This is a genomic window from Nocardia sp. BSTN01 (assembly GCF_015354405.1).
GTDB lineage: Bacteria > Actinomycetota > Actinomycetes > Mycobacteriales > Mycobacteriaceae > Nocardia.
On the sequence record NZ_JADKYP010000019.1, the window covers coordinates 90,838 to 112,493 of the forward strand.

Here is a 21,656-nt window from a genome sequence, read left to right on the forward strand (position 1 = left end):
GGTGGGTATGCGGGAAACGGCCGATCGTGGTGCGGTGGCGATCGTCGGTGCGGACGGGCCGCTCGGAAGTGTGATCGACCGCGTCTGCGAGCAGCAATCGGTGGCGGTGGTCGGCCGGGTGACCCGCAGAGGCTGGGTGATCGACGGGCCGCCCACCGTGGTCATCGATGTCGGCTCGGCCGAAAACCTCTACGACAGTGCCGAATTCTGTCAGCGATGGGGCAGCGCCCTGCTGTACTGCGCGGCGAACCGGGACCCCGACGGCTTGACCCGGTTGCGCGAATTGAGTGCCGCCGTGCCGGTGGGGCTGGTCACGACCCTCGCCCGGCCGCACACGCGGCTCGAGCTGGTGGCCGCGCAATTGCTCGGTGTCGCAGGGGAACTCGCGTCGGCGGCCCCCGGCTGGTATCCGATGGCGGATCGGTTCCGCGAAGCGAACTAGTCGGCGGGCGCGACGCGTTCGGTCTCCAGCTGCCGCCGCAGCAATTTCCCGGTCGCGTTGCGCGGCAGTTCGTCGACGAAGACGACATCGCGCGGAACCTTGTGGCGGGCGAGATTCGCCTTGACGTAGTCGCGGATCTCCTCGGCGTCGACACTGGCGCCGGCGGTGCGAACGACGAAGGCGCGCAGCCGCTTTCCGAAATCGCGGTCGTCCACCCCGACCACCGCGGCCTCCGCGACGTCGGCCCGGTTCACCAGGAGGTTCTCGACCTCCAAGGGGTAGACGTTCTCACCGCCGGAGACGATCATGTCGTCGTCGCGGCCGTCGACGAACAGCCGGCCGTCGGCGTCGAAATGCCCGACGTCGCCGCTGCACAACAACCCGTCCACGATCTCCTTGTGCTGCCCGTCGGTGTATCCGGTGAAGCTGAGGCCACTGGAGACGAAGATCGTGCCGACCACACCGGGGGTGGTCACCGGTTTGCGGTCGGAGTCGTAGATCGCGACCCGGCATCCGACCGGCGGACGGCCGACCGTACCCGGCGCCTCGCGCATATCCTGCGGTGTCGCCACCGCCGCCACCGCGACCTCGGTGGAGGCGTACAGGTTGTAGAGCACCTCGCCGAAAACCTCCGCGGTGCGGCGGCTCAGATCCGGGGACACCGACGAACCGGCGGCGAAGATCACCTCCAGCGACGACGTGTCGTACTGCCGCAACACCGATTCGTCGAGATCGACGATGCGCTGCAACATCGTCGGCACCAGCACGAGGGTCGCGGCGCGGTATTCGGCCACCGCGGCGAGCGTGCGGGCCGGATCGAATTTGCGCTGCCGGAAGACGATTCGATTTCCCAGCGCCCAGCCCAGCGTGCACTGGGAAAGTCCGGTGCCGTGGAAGATGGGGGCGGCCATCACCATCGTCGCCTCGCGCGGCAGCGGGATCCGGTCGAGGAACTGCGCCGACTGCAGCGGGGAAACCTTTTCGCGCGGAGCACCTTTCGGAGTTCCGGTGGTGCCGCTGGTGAGAATCACGAGCCCGCCGGGGCGCGGGGGCGCCGCGACGGGGTCGGTGGAGTGCGGCTCGGCCTGCGCGTAGATGGTGGTGATATCGGAGGTGCCCTCGTCGTCCCAGGTGAGCAGCCGGGGGATGTCGGCGGGGACGGCTCGGGCGCGGTCGGCGAATTCACTGTCCAGCAGCAGCGCGTCGACCTTCTCGCGGGCGACGACCTCGGCGAGCTGCGGGCCGGCGGATCCGGTGTTGAGCAGCACCACGCGGGCACCCAGCTTGCCCGCGGCCAGCAGGCTCAGGACCATGCCGCGGTGATCGCGGCACAGCACGGCGAGGACGGATCCCGGCCCGAAGCCGTGGGCGGCGAGCCCGCGGGTGAGTGCGTTGGATTCGCGGTCGAGCTCGTCGAAGGTGAGGGTGCCGCGTTCGTCGACCAGCGCCGGCGCGGTCGGAGTGCGGCGCGCGGCGTGGGCGAGCACCGTGACGAACGGGCCGTAGGTTCCCGCGTCGCGCGCGGTCCGGACGATATCGAGCGGATGCCACGGGTCGAACATGCCGCGCCGCCGCAACACCGATGCCGCGGCGAACGCGTGACCGACGGACCGGACCAGCTCGCCCGCAGAACTCGACAGCACCACACAGACCTCGATCCACCTCGGCCGGCGAACCCTTCCGTATCGCTTCGCCGGATCACTGTCAGAATACACATTCACATATTCGGTGGTGTGCTGTTCGGTTGAGCATTGCTGCCGGCAACCATATGGTGAGAAGATGAGACGTCTGACACCTCATTGACCCTCGGAGTGATACGCATGAATCGAGCCGCCCGAACCGTTTCCGCGGCCCCGGCGCCGGATGCCGGACTAGCCCGCCGGCGGCAGTACATGGCCGGTCCCGCGGCATTGCTGGGTGGTCCGGCGAATGTCGTGATGCAGCTCGGTTTGCCGCCCGTCGGTCGCGGGGTCGTCGAAAGTACCGTGGAAAGCGGTCAATACGCACGGCATCCGCGCAAGCGTGGCCGCACGACGCTGACCTATCTGGCGGTGGCGATGCTGGGGACCGAGGAGGACCGCGTCGCCTACCGTGCCGCCGTCGACACCTCGCACCGGCAGGTGCGTTCGCGCCGCGGCAGCCCGGTCCGCTACAACGCCTTCGATCCGCAACTTCAGCTGTGGGTGGCCGCCTGTATCTATCGCGGCGTCGATGATTCAACCAGATTCTTCTATGGAAGAATTGACGATAACTTAGCCGATGAGTTCTACCGAGAGTCCGCGCGTTTCGGCACGACGTTGCAGATGCCGGAGCGGCTGTGGCCGCCGGATCGGGCCGCCTTCGACGAGTACTGGAACGCCAAGTTGGGCGAGATCTCGTTCGACGACGAGGTCCGCCGCTATCTGCTCGACCAGGTCATCGGCCTGGGCCCGTACAGTCGCGCCCAGCGCATCGCCTTCGCGCGGGTCAATCGCTTCTTCACCACCGGATTCCTTCCCCAGCAGTTCCGCGACGCACTCGGACTCGGATGGGGGCCGCGGCGGCAACGCACCTTCGAGATCGTGATGCGAACCATCGGAACGGTGCTGAAGCGCCTGCCCGAACACTGGCGCAGCTACCCGTTCGACGGGTACATCGAGGACATGCGGCGGCGACAGGCGCTCGGTAAGTCGCTGGTGTAAACGGCGCTCAGGGCGCTTCCCGCTCCTCGCCGACGAGGGATACCGTGGATGTCATGCCGTTCCGCGTATACACGACAGCGAGTGGGCCGGACCATGAGCAGTCTTTCCCCGACCCGGAGGACAACTTCAAGTTCCTCGAGGGGGGAGTGCTGGCGGTGTACACCGCGACGAAGTACACGTATTACGCCCCCGGCTTCTGGACCCACCTCGAGGAACACAAACCCTGAGCGTCTCCGGTCGACGACTCGTGCGGGCGTCAGGCCTGGTGTCGCTCGGGTTGAGCTGCGAGTTCCATGATCAGGACGTCGAAGAGGGGCGCATCGGGCCAGTTCGGACGTAGATGTCCGACGCGTTGCCAACCCCATTTGAGGTATGCGTTGTACGCGCGGGTGTTCTCCGGTTCGACGAGCAGTGTGGCGCGTTCTTCGGAACGGTTCCGGAGCAGTTCGTCGTGCAGAGCATGGGCAAGTCCGTGGCCTGTGTGTTCTTGGCAGACCATGATCTCGCTGAGTGCGAAGGTGCGGGTGCCCGTTTCGGCGGTGAAGTCGTCGGTATCGCCGCTGTCGAGGTTGAGACCGTCCCACCAGGCTGTTTGGGGAGTGAGTGGCCATCCCCATGCTTGACCGATGGCGTTGCCTCGAACGCGGCTGATCACGAGTTCGAAACCGTTTGATCGTGCGGGATCGGTATATGCGTCGAACCGGGCCATGAACTGTTCTGGTGTGTCGAATAGCTCGCCTGATGCGACGACGTCGGCATAGGACCGGCGATAGATGTCTTCGATGATGTCTTTGAGTTTTCGCGCCTGGCCTGCGTCGAGGTGCTCGAACTCGACGTCGTCGGGGAACTGGGTCATCCGGTGATGGCTTTCTGTGTGAGAGCGTCGAATTGGTGGCGGAAGGTGTCGCCCGCCGCTAGGTCGTCGGCGGCGCGGCGAACTGGTTCCAGGACGCGCAAGGTTCGTGTTGAGGCCACGGTGGAGAGGTCTGTGATCACTGGTGTGCCGGTCTCGAGTGCGCCTGCGACATCGCCCATCTGTGCCCTTGTCGTGGCGATCCATGCGCGGAGATTGATCGCGTTGCGTGTGCCGGCCTGTTGGTCGGCGGCGATGGTGTACAGCTCGAGTGATCTCGGCAGATCGCCGACATCGCCGTATCCGCGCGCTTCGTGGCCGCCGATTTCAGCGTGGTTCATGAACCGTAGCCATTGGGGGCAGTCCTCGATCGCCTCGAACTGAGCGGCATGGTCCATCTCGCGCCATGCGGTGGCAATGGCGCGGCCGAAGGCGACGCGATCGCCCAGAGCGGCTTCGGCCTGTGCTTCCCGTACAGCGATCAGGGCGTGGATCCGGCCTGGAGGTCGGCCGCGCATGAGGTCGCGAGCGCGGCCGACAAGTTGTAAGGCTTTGTGTGGACTGGCTTTTCCGGCGCGTGCGAGCGCGATGGATTGGTTGGCCGCGCACAGGCAGGTGTCTGCGATCAAGTCGTCGTTGTCGGCTTCGGTGCCGAGCGCCATGGCGTCGGCAAAGCAATGCTGCGCTAGGCGATGGCGGTCTGCGTCGTAGGCCAGCCATCCGGCCAGTACCGCCAGTTCCCCGGTCGCGCTGGTGAATGTGACTCCGGTTTTGCTGTCGTACGTGCTGGTGTGCAGCGTGTGCTTGGCCCGCTCGAGTTGTCCGAGCGCGAAGTCGACCAGTTCGGCGCCACCGGTGTGTTGGTCTTGTTGTTCGAGGGCATCTACCGCGGTCAGTAAGCGGTGGGCGTCGCTCATCCCGATTCGGGCCTGATCGCCGGACAGGAAGGCTACTGCTCCGGTAGCGGCAAGCTTCCCGAAATCGCGCCGTCTCACCTCTTCATCGACTTCCCGCTCGACTGCCCCGGACCCGGTCGAGCCAGGGGTGGTACTCGACGCGAAGACTGGTGCCGCGCCGCTGAGAACAGGATGCCAATTCGTAGCCGGCCGCGCACCATGCAGATGTATCCAGAACCGTTGTTCCTGAGCGGATGAGAGACGCTGGTACACGGTGTCGAGCGCTTCGGCTGACCGCCCTCTGACGGGACGGTCGTTGGTTGCCTTCTGCTCCCACTTCTGGACCGTTTCGACCTTAAAGCCGACGAATTCGGCGAATTCTTCTTGGGTCATCCGGAGGGCAACCTGGCGCAGTGCGCGAACTTCGGCCTTGGTCCATGTGCTCACGATCATTGCCGCCCCCCTGGTTTCGGCGCTGGATATGAGAAGCGTACGACCTCCGTCGGAATTCCGTGCCTGGGTTCACACCTGAGGGTGAGCGACGCTAAATCCAGGCCTCCGCTGCCGGTCCGACCTCAAACCCTTTGGGACATCTCTCACCTGATTGTGACTCCACGATCGGCGCGAGATCGCGGCGCCGGGTGCCTGCAGGCACGAGCTGAGAGGACTTCGCAATGAGCTCCGGGAAGTGGAGTGTTGAGCACCCGACAGCAGTCGGTCTGGTGCGCGCCGATGTTTCTGGAACCCAAATGACACGACATGCCAGCATGATTCGTCGACATGCCCACCGTTTGGGGTACCTCTACGTTTACACGGTATGCCCGCCTGTCGACGATGATCCGATTGGGTATGCGCTGGGTGTGGCCGCCGGTTTCGATGCGGACGCACTATTCGTCTACGACCTGGAGACGGTCGGTCATACGCCGAGCCGGGTGTGTGAGATGTTGGATCTGGAGACGGTCAGTCCGCCCGCGACCTGGGCGGTTGTCGTGTCCGGCGATGTCGCTTCGTCGCACGCCTACCCGGAGCAGTCGCTTACGGCCGAGGCGGCTCATCGAATCATGCAGCAGCACTCGAGTTGCCGTGCCTTCGGATGCCAGAGGAAGGCTGCCGCTTATAGCTTCCTGGTCCGCGCGGGCAAAATTGTCCCGCCGGTCGATAGTCCGCGTGAACGAGCTGCCGCGCGAGGATTGCCGTTCCGCCTAAGTCGCGACGTGTACGGCTCGATGCCCGAGGGCGTGACTCTGCCGACCCTACTGAACGTATTGGCCGGGCTCGCTGAGCTGGAAGGCGATGCGGACGATTCGGCCGCCACTGACCCGCTAGCCGATAGCGCTGAGGCTGGAAGTGCTGGCGGGCGGCCATGAGCTTCGCGAGTTCTTCGGCAGCTCAGCGTGTTTCGCCTCTGCCTCACGAGCCGGATGTGGTTCTTCGTGTTCGCATCAGTCTCTTGAGCGGACAAGAACTGAGGTTCGTTGCGTGCGAGTCGGCGGCCCGCCGGTTCGCCGAGTACTGGGTCGCTTATCACCGGCCCGACACCGTCACGTTCGCACCGCCGGATCGGACGTGTCCGAGGCTCCCATGCGAGCGCCTGTGGGCACTCCCGTAGCCAGTTCCACTGATACTTCGCTTCCAATAGGACCGAAACGCAAGGGGCCAGAATGTATGACCATCATCGAATTGAACAAATAGTCATGCCGAGGAAGCTGAACGAGTTCATCCGGCAGGGCCCGACCGCGGATACAGCCGGCGCCGAGCTGCATCGTGCCCTCGATCTCGGAATGCTCTTCAAAGGGCAGCCTCATGTTTTCGAGAGGCGGATGTCGGCCGATGAGATTCGGGATCGTCTGGTGACCGAGTTGCCGGCCGAGGGACTGACAGTCGAAGCAGCCTTGGATCGTTTTATTGCCGAGATTCTGCCGCTGTGTAAGAACGAGGCGAGTCCTCGGTTCCTCGGCTTCGGCGATACCGGCGATGATCCGGCAGCGTTGGTCGGTGGTGTCCTTGCGATGTTGACGCAGCAGAACATGATCAATCAGAGCTTCGATTCACCGAGCGCTACCTTTATAGAGATTGCGGTACTGCGGTGGTTGCGGGAGTTGATCGGGTACCGCAATCTCGCCGTCGCCGATCTGTCGTCGGTGTGGGACGTCGGTGGCGTGGTTACGTACGGCGGAACGACGAGCAATGCCGTCGCGATGTTGTTGGCACGTGAGGCGAAAGCACCGGGAACGATGCAGCGCGGTGTGGCTGATGTCGATAGGTTCGGTGTTGTCGTGCCCCGTGGTATCGGTCATTACAGCGTGAAGAGTGCGTTGGCCTGGATCGGTGTGGGAGCGCGTGTGATCGAGGCGAAGACTCGCGGGTTTCGCTATGACCTGCACGATTTGGTGCGATTGTTGGCAGAGCACCGGGGCCGGGTGATGGCTGTAGTCGCATATGCCGGCGACAGCCGGACGCAGACTGTCGACCATTTGCGCGAAGTGCACGATGTGGTCCGTGCTGTCGATCCGGCGATCTGGCTGCATGCCGATGCATGTTGGGGTCTGGTCGCCACATTCAGCGACGCGTTGCGTCACCTGGTAGCGGGCATCGAGTTGTTCGACAGCGTGACGGTCGACCCGCACAAGGTTATGGCGGTGCCATATGGGTTGAGCGCGTTACTGGTTCGGCGGCCGGACAGTCTGCGCATGGTCGCGAGTCATTCTGATCTGATCATGCAGGAGGACTTTGCCTTCGGGCAGGCTACGCCGTTCATCGGCACGAAAGACTGGTCGTCGTTGAAGCTATGGATGATGATGGTGACCAACGGGCGAACCGGGCTCGCGGAAATCGCCGAACGGCGAATCACCCTCGCACGTCGGTTTTCGAACTTGGTGGATGAGCGGCCTGGGTTGCGGCGCCTTCATGAACCCGAGCTTGCGGCAGTCGCATTCATTTGTCTTCCGTCCGACCTTTCCGCCGATGGGTGTCTCACCGCCGCGGACCTGGAAGAAATCAACGTGCTGAACCGCCGTGTCCACGAGCGGATACTCGAGGACGGGCGTTGGTATCTTCACCACTTCACTCTGCCCGATGACAACGGTGTGCTTCGCCGCGGAGAGATTGTGCATGCGCTGCGGTTCATGGCGAACAATCCGCGGCTGACCGACAGTCACATGACCCAGGCCCTGGACTACGTGGCAGAGCTCTGCCGGCTGGTGGAGGCGTGCGATGAGTGAGCTCGGTCAGTTCCGGGCCGTGTACGAGGCCGCTGGTGTGTACGACAAGCTGTTGTTGCCGCACTACTTCGACGGCCGAGATGACGTGGCGATGGTCGCGGACCTGCTCGAGCGCACGATCGGTGTGCCCGGCCAGACGTTGTCCGTTGTTGAATTCGGTTGTGGTACAGGACGAATGACCTCGGTGCTGGAGCCATATGCCTTTCGATTGGTGGCTTGTGACTACAGTGCGGCCATGATCGATGCTGTGGTCGACAACGTCGCGGCAGTCGAAACGGTCCGGGCGGATACTCGTGACGCGGTAGCAAAGTTATTGCGCGAGGGTCAAGGCGGTCGGTTCGATATCGTCGCGGCGTTCTGGTCGTTGAGCTATCCGATAGGGGAGTTCTTCGAGCAAATGTCCGCTCACGCGATTACACCTCTCGAGGACGTCGCCCTGGCTCGGGAGCGAGCCATGCATTTCGTCGAGGACATGCTGAAACTACTTGCACCTCAAGGACACTTCCTCGCCGTGCACTTCGATGCTGAGACGCCAGAGCAACGGCTTGTCACCCGACTGTGGGAACGAGTCTGCCCATTTCCTGAGGGCGGGCGCAGCTACACGCTGAGCCTTCTGCTCGACGGGCTACGTGTCTACGAGGACCATGGGTATGGCGTTCTGTCGCACACGCGCTGTGGTGGTTCGGCCGTGGCGCCCAACCGGGAAGCGGCGTTGCGATGGTTCCTGGTGGTGCACCTCAAGAGCTATCCAGCACTTGTTCGGGACCCGCAAGTCCACGCGGAGATTGAGGAGTTCATCGCCCGTTACGCGCTGCCAGACGGTTCGGTCGCCCTGCCCAGTGGGGCCCACGTAGTCCATTTCCGGCGCAGCGGCCACCCGGTCTGTCACATCCCGCGGAGGCAGCCATGAGCATTCTCGCCGCAGTGGAACAGGCCTGCCGTATACGGGGCGACTACGTCGGCCGTCAGGGCTATGGACTGGTCTACGGCTCGCACGCCACCGGGACCGGCACGCCGACATCAGACCTGGACCTCGTCCTGATCGGTCCTGAGCAACTTTCCGCAGCACGAATGAGCCAGCTCATAGCCGAGATCTGCGCCCTTCACCATCGATTCGGGCTCGACTTGGATACCGAAGTCGCCTACGAGACGAAGCTGTTTGCCACTTTCGATGACGTCCACAACGCCGTCGCGCTGCGGTGTTTCGACCGCGACGACGGAATAATCCGGGCAGTCCCAGTAGTGGCCGAGCCCGCGTTTCTGAACTCCCATCGGTTTGGATCGCGCCTACTGCTCAACGCCCTCACCAGTCCACACATCTTTCTCGGTGGCGACACCACTCGATATCGCGTTCACCTGCAGGAAGCAGAGGCAGCGCTGGCGCGGCTCGCGTTGGCATTGGTCTCGGACACGGTCGTGAGCATGGCTGACATCAGCCGCGCCGTCGTCAGTTGTGCGAGCGCGGTTGGTAAGGACTTCCTCGGGTACGACGATGGAGCGCACCTGCGGTCGACACTTGCACGGGGGTTGGGCGAACTCATGGCCGAAGGATTCATCAGCGACATCGACGGCACACACATCCGCAAACCGACGGATCGACCGCAAGAGATCTGAGATGCCAACAGGCCTGCCCCTTGCCGGCCTGGGATACTGGCCCATCCCTACTATTCAGGAGGATTCTTCCCGTGGCCCACACCGGGGTTCTGCCGTTGATCGACCTTGTCGCTGATGCCGTGTCTCGTGCGGTCAGCGTGGTCCGACCCGATGCGGCAGGCGCCGACCCGGTAGTCCGACGATCCGCACACGCCGATTTCCAATCCAACGTTGCTCTTTCTCTGGCCAAGCGATTGAAGACCAAGCCGGTCGAACTGGCGACTGAATTCGCCGAGAACCTGGAATCCGTTGGAGCGCCGGTAGTTTCGGTGGAGCTGTCCGGCCCTGGTTTTCTGAATATCGGGGTTTCCGATAGGGCGGTGTGGCGGCAGGTCGCGGCACGACTGGTCGATGACCGCCTCGGGGTGGCGGCGTCGGAGGATGGTCGTCGGACGGTGATCGATTACTCGGCGCCCAACATCGCCAAGGAGATGCACGTCGGGCATCTGCGGACGACGATCATCGGCGACAGCTTGGCCCGCGTGCTGGAGTTCCTGGGGGCGAAGGTGGTTCGTCAGAATCACTTGGGCGACTGGGGAACTCAGTTCGGGATGCTGATCCAATACTTGGACGAACACCCGAATGCGCGCTGGCGGCACGAGGACCTCGCTGAGCGGGACGGATCGTCGGTGTCCGCGTTGGACGGGTTGTACAAGGCTGCGCGTAAGGAGTTCGACGCCGACTCGGCGTTCGCGGACAGGTCGCGGGCACGGGTGGTGGCGTTGCAGGCCGGTGACCCGGCGACGCTGGCTCGGTGGCGTGAGATCGTCTCCGAGTCGGAACAAGCTTTCGCCGACATCTACAGTCGGCTCGGGGTGCTGCTGACTGCCGAGGATTCGGTGGGGGAATCGTTCTACAACTCGATGCTGGCGGACACCATCGACGAGCTGGTCGGCAAGGGGATCGCGGTCGAGAGCGATGGCGCGCTGGTCGTTTTCTCCGAGGAAGTGAACGGTCCGGACGGCCGGCCCGTGCCATTGATGGTGCGCAAAAGCGACGGTGGATACGGTTACGACACAACCGATCTCGCTACGATCCACTACCGGATCAACGAGTTGGGGGCGCAACGGCTGCTGTATGTGACCGACTCCCGCCAAGCCCTGCACTTCCAACTGACCTTCGAAACCGCGAGGCGCGCAGGCTGGCTCACCGACAAAGTCGACGCGGAGCACATCGCCTACGGCACGGTCCTCGGCCCCGACGGCAGGCCGTTCAAGACCCGCGCCGGTGGAACCGTGCGATTGATGGACCTACTCGACGACGCTTTCACGAAGGCCCGTGAAGTTGTCGCTGACAAAGACCCCGACCTGGACCCGGCAGAGCTGGACAACATCGCCGAACAGGCCGGGATCGGTGCAGTGAAGTATGCCGATCTGTCGACTTCGCGGGTCAAGGACTACACCTTCGACCTCGACCGCATGATCGCATTCAACGGAAACACCTCCGTATATCTGCAATACGCGCATACGCGGATCCGTTCGATCCTCCGCAAGGCGGGCGAGCCTGCACCGGTTGTCGATATCGACCTGGTTCTTGAACCGGCCGAACGTGCGCTCGCCTTGGAACTCGATACCTATAGCTCGACCGTCCGTGAGGTCGCCGAATTACTCGAGCCACACCGGTTGTGCGGATATCTGTACGAGCTGGCGCGCGACTTCACCACCTTCTACGACAACTGCCCCGTCCTGAGCGTGCCCGAACCTGTGCGAGGCAACCGCCTGGCGTTGTGTCAGCTGACTGCCGCGACGCTCGCTCACGGGCTCGGGCTTTTGGGAATCGCTGCCCCTGAACGGATGTAGACCGCAATCGAAGAGAACTGTCGCCGCGACGCGGAGCACCGCACCAAGCCATATCTGGGCTGAATGGGCATCCGGCCGCAGATCGGGCCGACACCCAGCCGGGGCGCGGCTACATCCGTCACCGCGTGACCTTCGCCCCGGTTGCACCCCTCACTCGAGGAGTGCAAACCCTGCTCCCTGGTCGCCGGACCGGGGAAACCCCAGCGCCCAGAGGTGTTGCGGCCGCTACGCGGACAGCGCGGTGCGCAGTTTGGTGAGGAATCGGCCTATGTGCGGGTCGGATTCGGGGATGGTGTCGCGATCGATCTCCCACCAGCGGCCGCCTGCGAATTCGCGCGGGTCGAGGGTGAAGGGGTGGTCGCGGTGGCCGCGGATCACGTACCAGAGCGAGACGTCGCGGTGGGGGTGAGCGCCGACTGTTCGGGTGCTGGTGAGGAACAGGGGACGTTCGCCGACGACGGTGAAATCGGCGTCCGTTCCGAGTTCTTCGGCGGCTTCTCGTCGCGCGGCGTGCAGAGGGTCTTCCCCCGGATCCACGTGACCGCCCATGGGCAGGCGTAGTCCGGACTTGCGGTGGGCGCCGAGCAGTACGGCGCGGGCATCCGGATCGACGACCACCACATATGAGACCAGGTGTTGTGGCGGTGTGGCCGGGGGTTCCCGGCGGAAGATGTCGTCGGTGGCGGCGAGCCAGGACAGTGTCTCCCGGATGTGCTCCTGCTCGAGGGGGTCCAGCGGGGTGATCGCTGCGACGATGTCCGCGACGACCGCGGTGGCGGGGTGCATGGGGCGACGATAGCGGCGGGTACCGACAATCGAGCCGGGCTACTCGGGGGCTACTGCGGGCGGGTGAGGCGCAGTTGCGCGATCAGCGCCTTGTGATCGGCACCGGGCAGGCGGATCGTGTCGACGGTGTCCGCGTGGCCGTCGGCGACCAGGATGTGGTCGATGCCGACCAGTGGTGGCCAGCGCTTGTCGGTCGGATATGTGACGAGGTGGCCGGCGCCCTCCTGTTCGACGGCGTCGTGGAACCGGTCGGAGAGCATCGCGCGGAATTGGGCATGGTCGAAGGTCGCGTTGAAATCGCCGCCGACGATCACCGGCCGATCCGCGGGCGAACGGTCGAGAATGGCTCGTAGCCGGGACAATTCGTCGGCCCACAGGTGTATTCCGGAGATCGGGGGCACCGGATGGAAGGCATAGACGCTGACCGGTCCGACCCCCGGGACGGTGGCGGTCGCGGAGAGCTGGTTCAGGACGAATCCGTCGTATTCGACAGTGTCCGAGAGTGGATAGGCGCTCCAGATTCCGGTACCGGTGGCGGTGCGCCCGGGTGACAGATATCGATGCGGCAGCAACCGGTCCAGGCCCACGCCCTCGAGGGCGTGCACCGCGGCCGGAGTCAGTTCCTCGACGGTCAGAATGCCGACCTTGCGTTCGCGCACCTGCTCGATCAGCGCGTGCGGATCCGCGCCGTCGAAGAGCAGATTGGCCTGCATCACCGTCACCGGTGTGCCGTGATCGCCGGGGGAGCGGCCGACATACAGCGGAGCCTGCGTCCAGATCGCCACGCCCACAACGGCAATGGCCACCGCGACCCCGGCCCACCGCTTCGCGGCAGCGAACAGTGCCACCCCGACCAGCGCGGCACACATCAGATACGGCGCACCCGACGCCGCCAGAATCAGCCAGCGGGACTCGGTTCGATTGAAGTGCAGTGCCACTCCGGCGGCGCCGACCAGGGTCGCGACCACCGCAAACGATTCGAGCGTGATCCGCCCCCACGCCGCCTTCACGCTCCCGACCCCCGCACCCTGGATCCGGTGATCGCCCGCCGCGCGGCTTCGTTCGCCGTCGTCGCATCCCGCAGGCAGGACGCCGGGAGACAAGGCCGTTCGGCCGTCCTCCGACAGGGATTGTCGTGCTCGTCGCCGACTGTGCGGATCCCGTACGCGCACGGCTCGGGCGGGGGAAACGGCACGGTACTCCCATCGATCGATCGGCTCGCGGATGTGGTGAGTGTATTCAGTCCTCCCGGACGGGTTTTCGGCCGTCCGACGGTGCGGCCGTGCCGTACAGCACGTTGGTGACCAGGGTGGTGGCGAAATGCTCGCCGAGCGGCAGATTCGGTAGCAGCAGGCGGTGGTAGCAGGCGCCCCACAGTTGGTCCACGACGCTCTCCGGATCGATATCGGCGCGCAGTTGCCCGCGCTGCTGCGCGCGGCGTATGGCCTCCACGGCCAGTCGGCGGCGCGGTCCCGAATAGCGTTCGAGCAGGGCGGCGGACAGGTCCGGATCGGTTTGGGCCTGACCGATGAGTTCGGCGATCACCCGTCCGGCGCGCGTGCGGGTGAGGACGTGAACGAACGAGCGGAGCTGGGCGGTCAGATCGGCTTCGATATCGCCGGTATCCGGGAAGGTGAGCGCGGATTCGACGGCATGGAAGTATCCGTCGAGCGCGAGCGCGCCCTTCGACGGCCACCATTTGTACAGCGTCGTCTTGCTGACGCCGGCCTTCTCGGCGACCGCCTCGATGGTGAACGCGCCCATCCCCGATTCGAGGAGCAGCGCGCCGGCGGCGTCGAGCGCTTCGGCGCGCACTTCGGCAGCCGGACGGCGGCCGCGGCCTCGTCGCTTCCGCCCCGCCTCGTCCTGTTCGGGCATTTCGACCTCCGTTTCCGAACTCCTACAGCGTGACATATGGACGCAGCGTTCACAATCTGATTATATGGACTGTCAGTTCATAAATCCGAGGGAGTGCATCATGGATGAAGACACGCGCGTCGCACTGGTGACGGGAGCGTCGGGCGGCATCGGTCGCGCCGTCGCCCGGCGTCTCGCGGCCGACGGGATGGCCGTCGGCGTCCACTACGCCGCAAATAAGACCGCGGCCGACGAGCTCGTGGCCGAACTCGAAGGACGCGGCGGTCGAGCCCTGGCGGTGGGCGGCGACGTGGCCGACGAACACGCGATGGCTGCCGCGTTCGACGCGGTGGAGGCCGCCTTCGGCGGGATCGACGTCGTCGTCGCCACGGCCGGGATCATGACGCTGGGACCGATCGCCGACTTCGATCTCGACGCACTGGATCGCATGCACCGCACCAACATTCGCGGTACCTTCGTCGTCGCCCAGCAGGCCGCGCGGCGGGTGCGTTCGGGCGGCGCCGTCATCACGTTCTCCACCTCGGTGACCCGCTTGGCGCCTCCCGGTTACGCCGCCTATGCGGCGAGCAAGGGGGCGGTCGAGGCGATGACTCTGATCCTGGCCCGCGAACTGCGGGGCCGCGACATCACCGTGAACGCGGTCGCGCCGGGCCCCACGGCCACGCCCCTGTTCCTCGACGGCAAAGATCAGGAGGCCGTCGACCGCCTCGCCGCGCAGTCCCCGCTGGAACGGCTCGGCACCCCCGACGACATCGCCGAAGCAGTCGCCTTCCTGGCCGGTCCGGGTCGCTGGATCAACGGACAGGTGATCTTCGCCAACGGCGCCATCGCCTGACCGCCCACCCAGCGGGAGAATTCGCCGGAATCGTCCGGAGAGTGGTCACACTCTTGCCATTCTGAGCGGATATCTCGCCGGAGCGGAGGTGGGCGAATGGATGAGCCGGGTGCCGAGGCGCCGCGACTGCGCGAACTCGGTGTGGACCCGGACGCCGTGTTGCGGCTGATCCGATACTTCGACGGTTTCGACGAATCCGACACCAACGCGGATGCGGTGGTCCGGGCCGCGGCCTTGCTGGCCGAATGCCCGGCGGCCGCGAGCTGGCCGTCCGGCACGACGATCCGCTACGACGCGGCCGGCCGCCCGTTGCCGGCGATGATGCCGCCGCCGGAGGCGAGCGGTGAACCGGCGGTGTGGCTCGAGCGGGCCGGCGCCGCGCACGCACTCGATGCCGTCCTGGTGGATCGCCTGCGGCACAGTCTGCGGGTGGTGGCGGTGCGCGGTTCGGCGGCCGGGCCGACGGGTCTGGACGACCCCGCCCTGCTCGAGGTGGTGCTGTCGGAGAAGCAACGGCGCGAGGATCGGGTGCGGGCCATGCGCCTGCTCGGGATCGATCCGGGGCAGCCGATGCGGGTGATCGCGGTGTCGGGACCCGGTGCGGCGGACGCGGTCCGGATCATCGGGGCCCGGGGCCGGCTGGTGCGTTCGGCCGTGATCGGCGCGAGCACCGCGGTGCTGATCCAGGACCGGGAAACCTGCCGGGAGCTGTCGGACGTGCTGAATTCCGCTGTGGTGCAAGAATTTCCGGCATCGCGCCGAGGTGCGGGCGGGCCGTGGGTGGGGATGGGGGAGCGGCTGCCGGCCTACGCGGCCGCCACGTCGTGGGACCAGGCGCGGCGGGCGTTGCGTTTCGCCTCCTCGACCTGGCACGGGCGCCGGGTGGTCGCCTACGAGCGCCTCGGATCCCTGGCCCTCCTCGGCGAGCTGCCCGTGCAGCGACTGCTGGGCACCTCGGATGTATTGCGAGTCAACGAATTCGCCGCCACCGAGGCCGGTGCGCTCGCCGTCGACACGCTCGAGGCGTTCTGCGTCTTCGGATCGCTGCGGCGCACCGCGGCGGAACTGCATCTGCATCACAGCACCGTGGCCGCGCGCATCGCGCAGGTCGAGGCGGTGATGGGCTGGGACGTCGACGAGGCGCTCGACCGCTTCATGGCCACCCTCGCCCTGATGGTGCGTCGCATCGCGCTGTCCTCGGCCGAACTCGCCGCGGATCCGGGAGCGGCCGGGCGAGCCGATCCGACGGGTGTCGGATGAATCCGGCCCTTCCGGCGACACGCGGCGGGTGATCCGGATCACTCGACTCGGTCATGATCCGCAGCGACAGAAGGAGTTTCGACATGGCAGTCATCGATCCGAACCGCACCTGGGCGCCGCTGGAAGAGCGGCTGGCCACCACCACGAACGCACGGCACCGGCAGGTGCTCGAGATCGTCATCGAACATATGAAGGCCGAAGCGAAGCCGGATCTGGACGGCCTCATGCGGACGCTGGTATCCGAACCGGCCTACCACTTCTGGAACGCCGGACAGGATGTCGGGCCGAAGGGATGGGACGGCGTGCACACCTACTATTCGGATTTCGTCGCGAGCCGCAGCAATATCCTCGAATACGCCCTCGACCGATTGGTCGTCGACGATCGCTGTGTAGTGACCGAGGGCTTCCTGAAACAGATCTATCCGGGCGCATATGCCGCACAGATCGGCCTCCCCGTCGACGACACCGCGGCCGACTATCTGGTCGTCTTCCGGCAGCTGCTGTTGTGGCCCGTCGACCCGGAGGGCCGGATCGTCGGCGAGGACTCCTACCACTCCGGACCGGTGGAGATCCGCAAATTGAGTGTCGACGAACTGCCCGGTGAATACGTCGAACTCGTCCACTCGAAGGCGTGAGAACGGCCAGACTCGGCTGATGGAAGGCGATACGGAAATGACCGAACCATCCCCTGCGACCGTGGACGTGCGCCGGGCGGATGTCGCGACCCTGCTGCTCGACCGGCTCGGTGACGAGCGGCTCGGACTGCGCACCCGCGACCGGGATTGGACCTGGGACGCGGTGGTCCGGGAATCGGCCGCCCGCGCGGATCTGGCGCACTCGCTGCGCCGCGACGGGCCCTTCCATATCGGGGTCCTGCTGGACAATGTTCCCGACTTCGTCTTCTGGCTGGGGGCGGCGGCCCTGGCAGGGGCCACGGTCGCCGGCCTGAATCCCACCCGCGGTGACGCTCAGCTGGCGGCGGACATCCGATATGTCGACTGCCAGCTGATCGTCACCGACGCGGCCGGGATGGCGCGCCTGCGCGACCTGGATCTCGACCTTCCCGACGACCGGTACCTGCTGGTCGACGACCCCGGCTATGCCGCGCTCGTCGATTCCCATCGGGTCGAACCGGCGGCCGCGGGCGGCCCGGACGCGCTGATGCTGTTGCTGTTCACCTCCGGCACCACCGGAACCTCGAAGGCGGTGAGATGCAGTCAGCGCCGCCTGGCGATGGTCGCGTACGCGGCGCGGGACAAATACGGTCATGTGCGCGACGATGTCGACTACTGCTGTATGCCGCTGTTCCACGGCAATGCCATCATGGCGTTGTGGGCGCCGGCGCTGACGGTCGGCGCGACGGTATGCCTGACACCGAAATTCTCAGCCTCCCAATTCCTTCCGGATATCCGCTATTTCGGCGCGACCTTCTTCACCTATGTCGGCAAGGCGCTGGGATATCTGCTCGCCACACCCGAAACACCACACGACGGTGACAACGACCTGGTACGCGGTTTCGGCACCGAGGCGTCGGTGGCCGATCAGGGGGAATTCCGGCGCCGCTTCGGCGCCGAATTGTTCGAGGGCTACGGTTCCAGTGAGGGTGCGACCCTGGCGGCGCTGGACCCGAACGCCCCACCCGCGGCCCTCGGCCGTCCCGCACACGCCGGTGTCGCGGTGGTGAATCCGGATACGTTGCGCGAATGTGTGCGCGCCGAACTCGACGAATTCGGCCGGGTCCGCAATCCCGACGAGGCGATCGGCGAGATGATCGACAAGGCCGGCGCGCTGGCCTTCGAGGGCTACTACAAGAACGACGCCGCCGATGCCGAACGCATTCGCAACGGCTGGTACTGGACCGGAGATCTCGGCTACATCGATACCGACGGTTTCCTGTATTTCGCAGGCCGCAAGGGCGATTGGATTCGCGTCGACGGGGAGAACACCTCCGTCCTGATGGTCGAACAGGTACTGCGCCGCCACCCCGCGGTCATCGCCGCGGCCGCGTTCGGTGTCCCGGACCCGCGATCCGGTGACCAGGTGATGGCCGCTGTGGAGGTCGCCGACCCGGCGTCGTTCGATGTGCGCGAATTCGCCGAATTCCTCACCGCGCAACGGGATCTCGGCACGAAGGGTACGCCGCGACTGCTTCGGGTGTCGGCGAATCTGCCGGTCACCGGCTCCAACAAGGTGCTCAAACGTCAGCTACAGGAGCAGGCGTGGCGCACCGACGAGACCGTCTATCGGTGGATCGGCCGCGGCAAACCCGAATACGAACCCATGACGGCGGCGGACAAGAAGGCATGGGAGGCCGAATTCGCGACCTACGGCCGGGAGCGCCTGGTGTAACCGCATAGCATCGGCGCCGCTCGCGGATGCCGCAACTGCCTCGCGCATTCCCCGCCCTCGGCGGTAACTGGGCGGTTACTGTGAAACCGCGGCACCGTCGCACATGCGGTTCACGGTCGGAAGGGGTCGTGATGAACGGCATCGTGGTTGCGCTCGTGGGAGCCCTGCTGTGCTTCTACGGAATCAGGTCGGTTCACCTGGGGATCCTGGCGATCGGATTCGGCGTCGGCTGGCTGATCGCGGATCTGTTCACGTCGTCGTTCCTGTGGCTGCTGCTGTTCGGAGCGATCGGGGCGCTCTCCTCGTGGGTGGTGACCTCGCTGATCTTCCGCTTCGCGGCCTTTGTCATCGGCGGGCTGACCGGCGCTATGGTCGGCGCCAAATTGGCGTCGGTGCTGCAACCGGGTGACAAGAACTGGGCGCTCAGCATGATCGTGATCCTGGCGGTCGCCGTGGCCGGTGGCTTCCTCGCCGACCGCTACCGGGCCCGCGCTCTGCTGTGGCTGACCTCGATCGGCGGTGCGAGCATGATGCTGAGCGGCATCGGGCGTATGAACGATCACCTGTCGTTCCTGCGGGCGCCGGATTCCACGTGGCAGCAGATCTTTTCGGCGCTGGCCTGGATCGCGCTGTCGGCGGCGGGCTGGATCGTGCAACGCCATCTGTTCGCCGAGAAGCTCGGTATCGACCATCTCGCCGGGCGCGACAAGCACAAGGGCGGCGGCGCCGTCGCCACCGGGCACTGAGACCGGTATCCCGCCCGCCGTCACTTCATCCGATTCGGGTGAGGTGGGCGGGCCTCACCCGCGGCACAGTCGTCACCGAACCCCTGCTCGGAAGGAGTCGGAGATGACAACCTCGTGGCAGCGCCGGGCGTCGGCCCACAGCCACCCCGTGCGGCAGGGTTTCGCCGCCGATATCTCGATCTGGGCCGTCGCCACCTGGCGCCCGCAGATGTGATGCGGACATGGGTGCTGTCCTCGGCGATCTGCTGCCCCTGGCGGTCGGTGTCGCGATCTCACCGATACCGATCGTCGCCGCCATTCTGATCATCCTCTCGGCGAACGCCGCCCGCGCCGGAACCGGCTTCGCGATCGGCTGGGTGCTCGGAATCGTGGTCGTCACAGCGATTTTCGTGGTGCTCTCCGGAACACTGTCGGATTCGCAGGACACGCAATCCTCGACGGTGACCGCGTGGGTGAAGATCGTGCTGGGCATCGTGCTGCTGGGACTGGCCGCGATGCAGTGGCGGTCGCGGTCGGACACCGGCGTACCCGGATGGATGCGGGCGATCGACACGCTGAGCGCGGTGGGCGCGGTCGGCCTGGGCGCGCTGCTGTCGGCGGTGAATCCGAAGAATCTGCTGCTCTGTGTCTCGGCCGGGGTGGCCATCGGCACGAGTGGGATCGGCGGTGGCCCGCAGGTGATCGCCGTGCTGGTGTTCACGGTGATCGCGGCCGCCAGTGTGCTGGTGGTGGTGATCGGCTATCTGGTGGCCGCCGAACGACTGCGGGAACCGCTCGATCGCGCCCGGCGGTGGTTACAGGCGAACAACCACGTCGTGATGGCGATCGTGCTGCTGGTGATGGGCGCCGTCGTCCTGGGAAAGGGAATCGGCGGACTGTGACCGGGTCAGCGGCGGCCGCGCCGGGTGAACAGGCCCACGATCCAGCCGACGACGAACATGATCAGCAGCACCAGCCACAGCGGCGACCGGATGGTCACGGTGAGGATGTTGATGTCGACGCGATGATGATTCTGCGCGACGAAGATGACGGCCAGGACCGCCAGCACGATCGCCACCCACTGCCGCGGCGAGATGCGGGACAGCAGGGAAGGTTTTGCGGCCCGATCCATGGTCTCCTCCTGTGGCTCGTCGATGACACGGGCATCGCCGACCGGCAGCGCCGGATGCCGTCGAGCCGATGATCCGCCGGACGAGCCGTTCCTACTTCACCCGTCTCGGGTGAGGTCGTCACCCCAGCGAGCTGGGAATGTCGCAGGCGAGTCGACACAACCAGCCTTCGTGCAGATTGGGGTGCGTGCTATGACCGGCCAGGGCGACGTTTCCGGGAGTGTGCGGACACAGAACGAGGAGGCGACCCGGGCCCTGCCCTTCGGGGACGATCAGGATTTCGCGGACGCGCGACGCGGATTCATCGCGGCGCTGGAACCCGGTGTGATCGAGAATGCGGCCGGCGATGTGGTGTGGGACAGCGACGGTTACGCCTTCCTCGACGCGGAATGCCCGCCCACCGTGCATCCCAGCCTGTGGCGGCAGTCGAAATTGTGTGCCATACAAGGGTTGTTCGAGGTGACCGAGGGGATTTATCAGATTCGCGGGCTCGATCTGTCGAATATGACCGTGGTCGAGGGCGATACCGGCGTGATCGTGATCGATCCGCTGATCTCCCGGGAAACCGCCGCCGCGGGACTCGCGCTGTATCGCACGCATCGCGGTGACCGGCCGGTGACCGGGGTGATCTATTCGCATTCGCATATCGATCATTTCGGCGGCGTCAAAGGCGTGACCACGCCGGAGGATGTCGCGGCGGGCCGCTGCCCGGTTCTCGCGCCCGCGGGATTCGTCGGACATGCCGTCGAGGAGAACGTCTACGCCGGCACCGCCATGGCCCGCCGCGCCGCCTACATGTACGGCGCCGCCCTGGGGCGGGGGCCGAAGGGGGCGGTCGGCGCCGGATTGGGGCCGACGACCTCGACCGGAACCCCGACCCTCATCACACCCACGACCGACATCACCCACACCGGGCAGACGGAGATCGTCGACGGTGTGCGCATCGAATTCCAGATGACGCCGGGCACCGAGGCGCCGTCGGAGATGAATTTCTATTTTCCCGACCGGCGCGCACTGTGTATGGCGGAGAACGCGACGCACACCTTGCACAATCTGCTCACACTGCGTGGCGCCCTGGTGCGCGACCCGCATGTGTGGTCGAAATATCTGACCGAATCGATCAATCGTTATGCCGCACAGGCGGATGT

22 protein-coding genes are annotated in these 21,656 nt (G+C 65.6%); 15 read left to right on the forward strand and 7 right to left on the reverse strand.

The features are described from left to right. Positions 1–7 precede the first annotated feature (7 nt). Positions 8–442, forward strand: coding sequence for a hypothetical protein (locus tag IRT45_RS17780; protein WP_194806964.1), 435 nt, complete (start codon positions 8–10; stop codon positions 440–442). Here the strand turns inward: IRT45_RS17780 and IRT45_RS17785 are convergent. Further along, positions 439–2,085 (reverse strand): acyl-CoA synthetase, encoded by a 1,647-nt coding sequence (locus tag IRT45_RS17785; protein ID WP_309241030.1) that lies wholly within the window; start codon positions 2,083–2,085, stop codon positions 439–441. The genes IRT45_RS17780 and IRT45_RS17785 overlap by 4 nt on opposite strands. 177 nt (positions 2,086–2,262) lie before the next feature. Between IRT45_RS17785 and IRT45_RS17790 the strand changes: the two genes are divergently transcribed. After that, the gene (locus tag IRT45_RS17790; protein WP_194806965.1) at positions 2,263–3,123 is read left to right on the forward strand and encodes an oxygenase MpaB family protein; all 861 of its coding nucleotides are present in this window, start codon (positions 2,263–2,265) and stop codon (positions 3,121–3,123) included. Positions 3,124–3,176: 53 nt separating this feature from the next. Next, complete coding sequence (locus IRT45_RS17795) at positions 3,177–3,350, forward strand: hypothetical protein (protein WP_157104199.1); 174 nt, start codon at positions 3,177–3,179, stop codon at positions 3,348–3,350. A 29-nt stretch (positions 3,351–3,379) separates the two neighbouring features. Here IRT45_RS17795 and IRT45_RS17800 read toward each other — a convergent pair whose 3' ends face one another. Beyond that, positions 3,380–3,979 carry a GNAT family N-acetyltransferase gene (locus tag IRT45_RS17800; RefSeq protein WP_194806966.1) on the reverse strand — a complete coding sequence of 200 codons (600 nt, stop codon included), beginning with the start codon at positions 3,977–3,979 and terminating at the stop codon, positions 3,380–3,382. Next, positions 3,976–5,325, reverse strand: coding sequence for a DNA-binding transcriptional regulator (locus IRT45_RS17805; protein WP_194806967.1), 1,350 nt, complete (start codon positions 5,323–5,325; stop codon positions 3,976–3,978). The genes IRT45_RS17800 and IRT45_RS17805 overlap by 4 nt, the downstream gene beginning before the upstream one ends. 221 nt (positions 5,326–5,546) lie before the next feature. Between IRT45_RS17805 and IRT45_RS17810 the strand changes: the two genes are divergently transcribed. The 5 genes from IRT45_RS17810 to argS all read left to right on the forward strand — a co-directional run bounded on the left by IRT45_RS17810 (position 5,547) and on the right by argS (position 11,545). Beyond that, positions 5,547–6,239 (forward strand): hypothetical protein, encoded by a 693-nt coding sequence (locus IRT45_RS17810; protein WP_194806968.1) that lies wholly within the window; start codon positions 5,547–5,549, stop codon positions 6,237–6,239. Positions 6,240–6,533: 294 nt separating this feature from the next. Beyond that, positions 6,534–8,093 (forward strand): pyridoxal-dependent decarboxylase, encoded by a 1,560-nt coding sequence (locus IRT45_RS17815; protein ID WP_228534521.1) that lies wholly within the window; start codon positions 6,534–6,536, stop codon positions 8,091–8,093. Beyond that, complete coding sequence (locus IRT45_RS17820; RefSeq protein ID WP_194806969.1) at positions 8,086–9,003, forward strand: methyltransferase domain-containing protein; 918 nt, start codon at positions 8,086–8,088, stop codon at positions 9,001–9,003. The genes IRT45_RS17815 and IRT45_RS17820 overlap by 8 nt, the downstream gene beginning before the upstream one ends. Continuing rightward, positions 9,000–9,707: a nucleotidyltransferase domain-containing protein gene (locus tag IRT45_RS17825; RefSeq protein WP_194806970.1), complete on the forward strand. Its 708-nt coding sequence runs from the start codon at positions 9,000–9,002 to the stop codon at positions 9,705–9,707. The genes IRT45_RS17820 and IRT45_RS17825 overlap by 4 nt, the downstream gene beginning before the upstream one ends. A 71-nt stretch (positions 9,708–9,778) precedes the next feature. Then, positions 9,779–11,545: an arginine--tRNA ligase gene (argS, locus tag IRT45_RS17830; RefSeq protein WP_194806971.1), complete on the forward strand. Its 1,767-nt coding sequence runs from the start codon at positions 9,779–9,781 to the stop codon at positions 11,543–11,545. 225 nt (positions 11,546–11,770) lie between these two features. On the opposite strand, the gene IRT45_RS17835 is transcribed toward argS, so the two are convergent. From IRT45_RS17835 to IRT45_RS17845, 3 genes are all read right to left on the reverse strand, one after another. Further along, a complete protein-coding gene (locus IRT45_RS17835; protein WP_194806972.1) occupies positions 11,771–12,331 on the reverse strand; it encodes an NUDIX hydrolase in 561 nt (186 codons plus the stop codon). Between the two features lie 50 nt (positions 12,332–12,381). After that, entirely contained in the window at positions 12,382–13,341 is a 960-nt protein-coding gene (locus tag IRT45_RS17840; RefSeq protein WP_194806973.1) for an endonuclease/exonuclease/phosphatase family protein, read from the reverse strand. A gap of 229 nt (positions 13,342–13,570) precedes the next feature. Beyond that, positions 13,571–14,146 (reverse strand): TetR/AcrR family transcriptional regulator, encoded by a 576-nt coding sequence (locus IRT45_RS17845; protein WP_309241032.1) that lies wholly within the window; start codon positions 14,144–14,146, stop codon positions 13,571–13,573. Between the two features lie 163 nt (positions 14,147–14,309). Between IRT45_RS17845 and IRT45_RS17850 the strand changes: the two genes are divergently transcribed. The 6 genes from IRT45_RS17850 (at position 14,310) to IRT45_RS17875 (ending at position 20,280) form a co-directional block, all read left to right on the forward strand. Further along, complete coding sequence (locus IRT45_RS17850) at positions 14,310–15,044, forward strand: SDR family oxidoreductase (RefSeq protein ID WP_194806975.1); 735 nt, start codon at positions 14,310–14,312, stop codon at positions 15,042–15,044. A 96-nt stretch (positions 15,045–15,140) separates the two neighbouring features. Next, positions 15,141–16,304, forward strand: a complete 1,164-nt coding sequence (locus IRT45_RS17855) for a CdaR family transcriptional regulator (protein ID WP_194806976.1) — start codon at positions 15,141–15,143, stop codon at positions 16,302–16,304. 83 nt (positions 16,305–16,387) lie between these two features. Next, positions 16,388–16,939 carry a nuclear transport factor 2 family protein gene (locus IRT45_RS17860; protein ID WP_194806977.1) on the forward strand — a complete coding sequence of 184 codons (552 nt, stop codon included), beginning with the start codon at positions 16,388–16,390 and terminating at the stop codon, positions 16,937–16,939. 37 nt (positions 16,940–16,976) lie between these two features. Further along, entirely contained in the window at positions 16,977–18,653 is a 1,677-nt protein-coding gene (locus IRT45_RS17865) for an AMP-binding protein (RefSeq protein ID WP_194806978.1), read from the forward strand. A gap of 131 nt (positions 18,654–18,784) precedes the next feature. After that, positions 18,785–19,399: a DUF4203 domain-containing protein gene (locus tag IRT45_RS17870; protein WP_194806979.1), complete on the forward strand. Its 615-nt coding sequence runs from the start codon at positions 18,785–18,787 to the stop codon at positions 19,397–19,399. 221 nt (positions 19,400–19,620) lie between these two features. Beyond that, complete coding sequence (locus IRT45_RS17875) at positions 19,621–20,280, forward strand: GAP family protein (RefSeq protein ID WP_194806980.1); 660 nt, start codon at positions 19,621–19,623, stop codon at positions 20,278–20,280. A gap of 5 nt (positions 20,281–20,285) precedes the next feature. Here IRT45_RS17875 and IRT45_RS17880 read toward each other — a convergent pair whose 3' ends face one another. Continuing rightward, positions 20,286–20,510, reverse strand: coding sequence for a lipopolysaccharide assembly protein LapA domain-containing protein (locus IRT45_RS17880; protein ID WP_194806981.1), 225 nt, complete (start codon positions 20,508–20,510; stop codon positions 20,286–20,288). A gap of 190 nt (positions 20,511–20,700) precedes the next feature. Between IRT45_RS17880 and IRT45_RS17885 the strand changes: the two genes are divergently transcribed. Next, positions 20,701–21,656 (forward strand): alkyl/aryl-sulfatase (locus IRT45_RS17885; protein ID WP_194806982.1); only part of this gene is annotated, 956 nt, incomplete at its 3' end.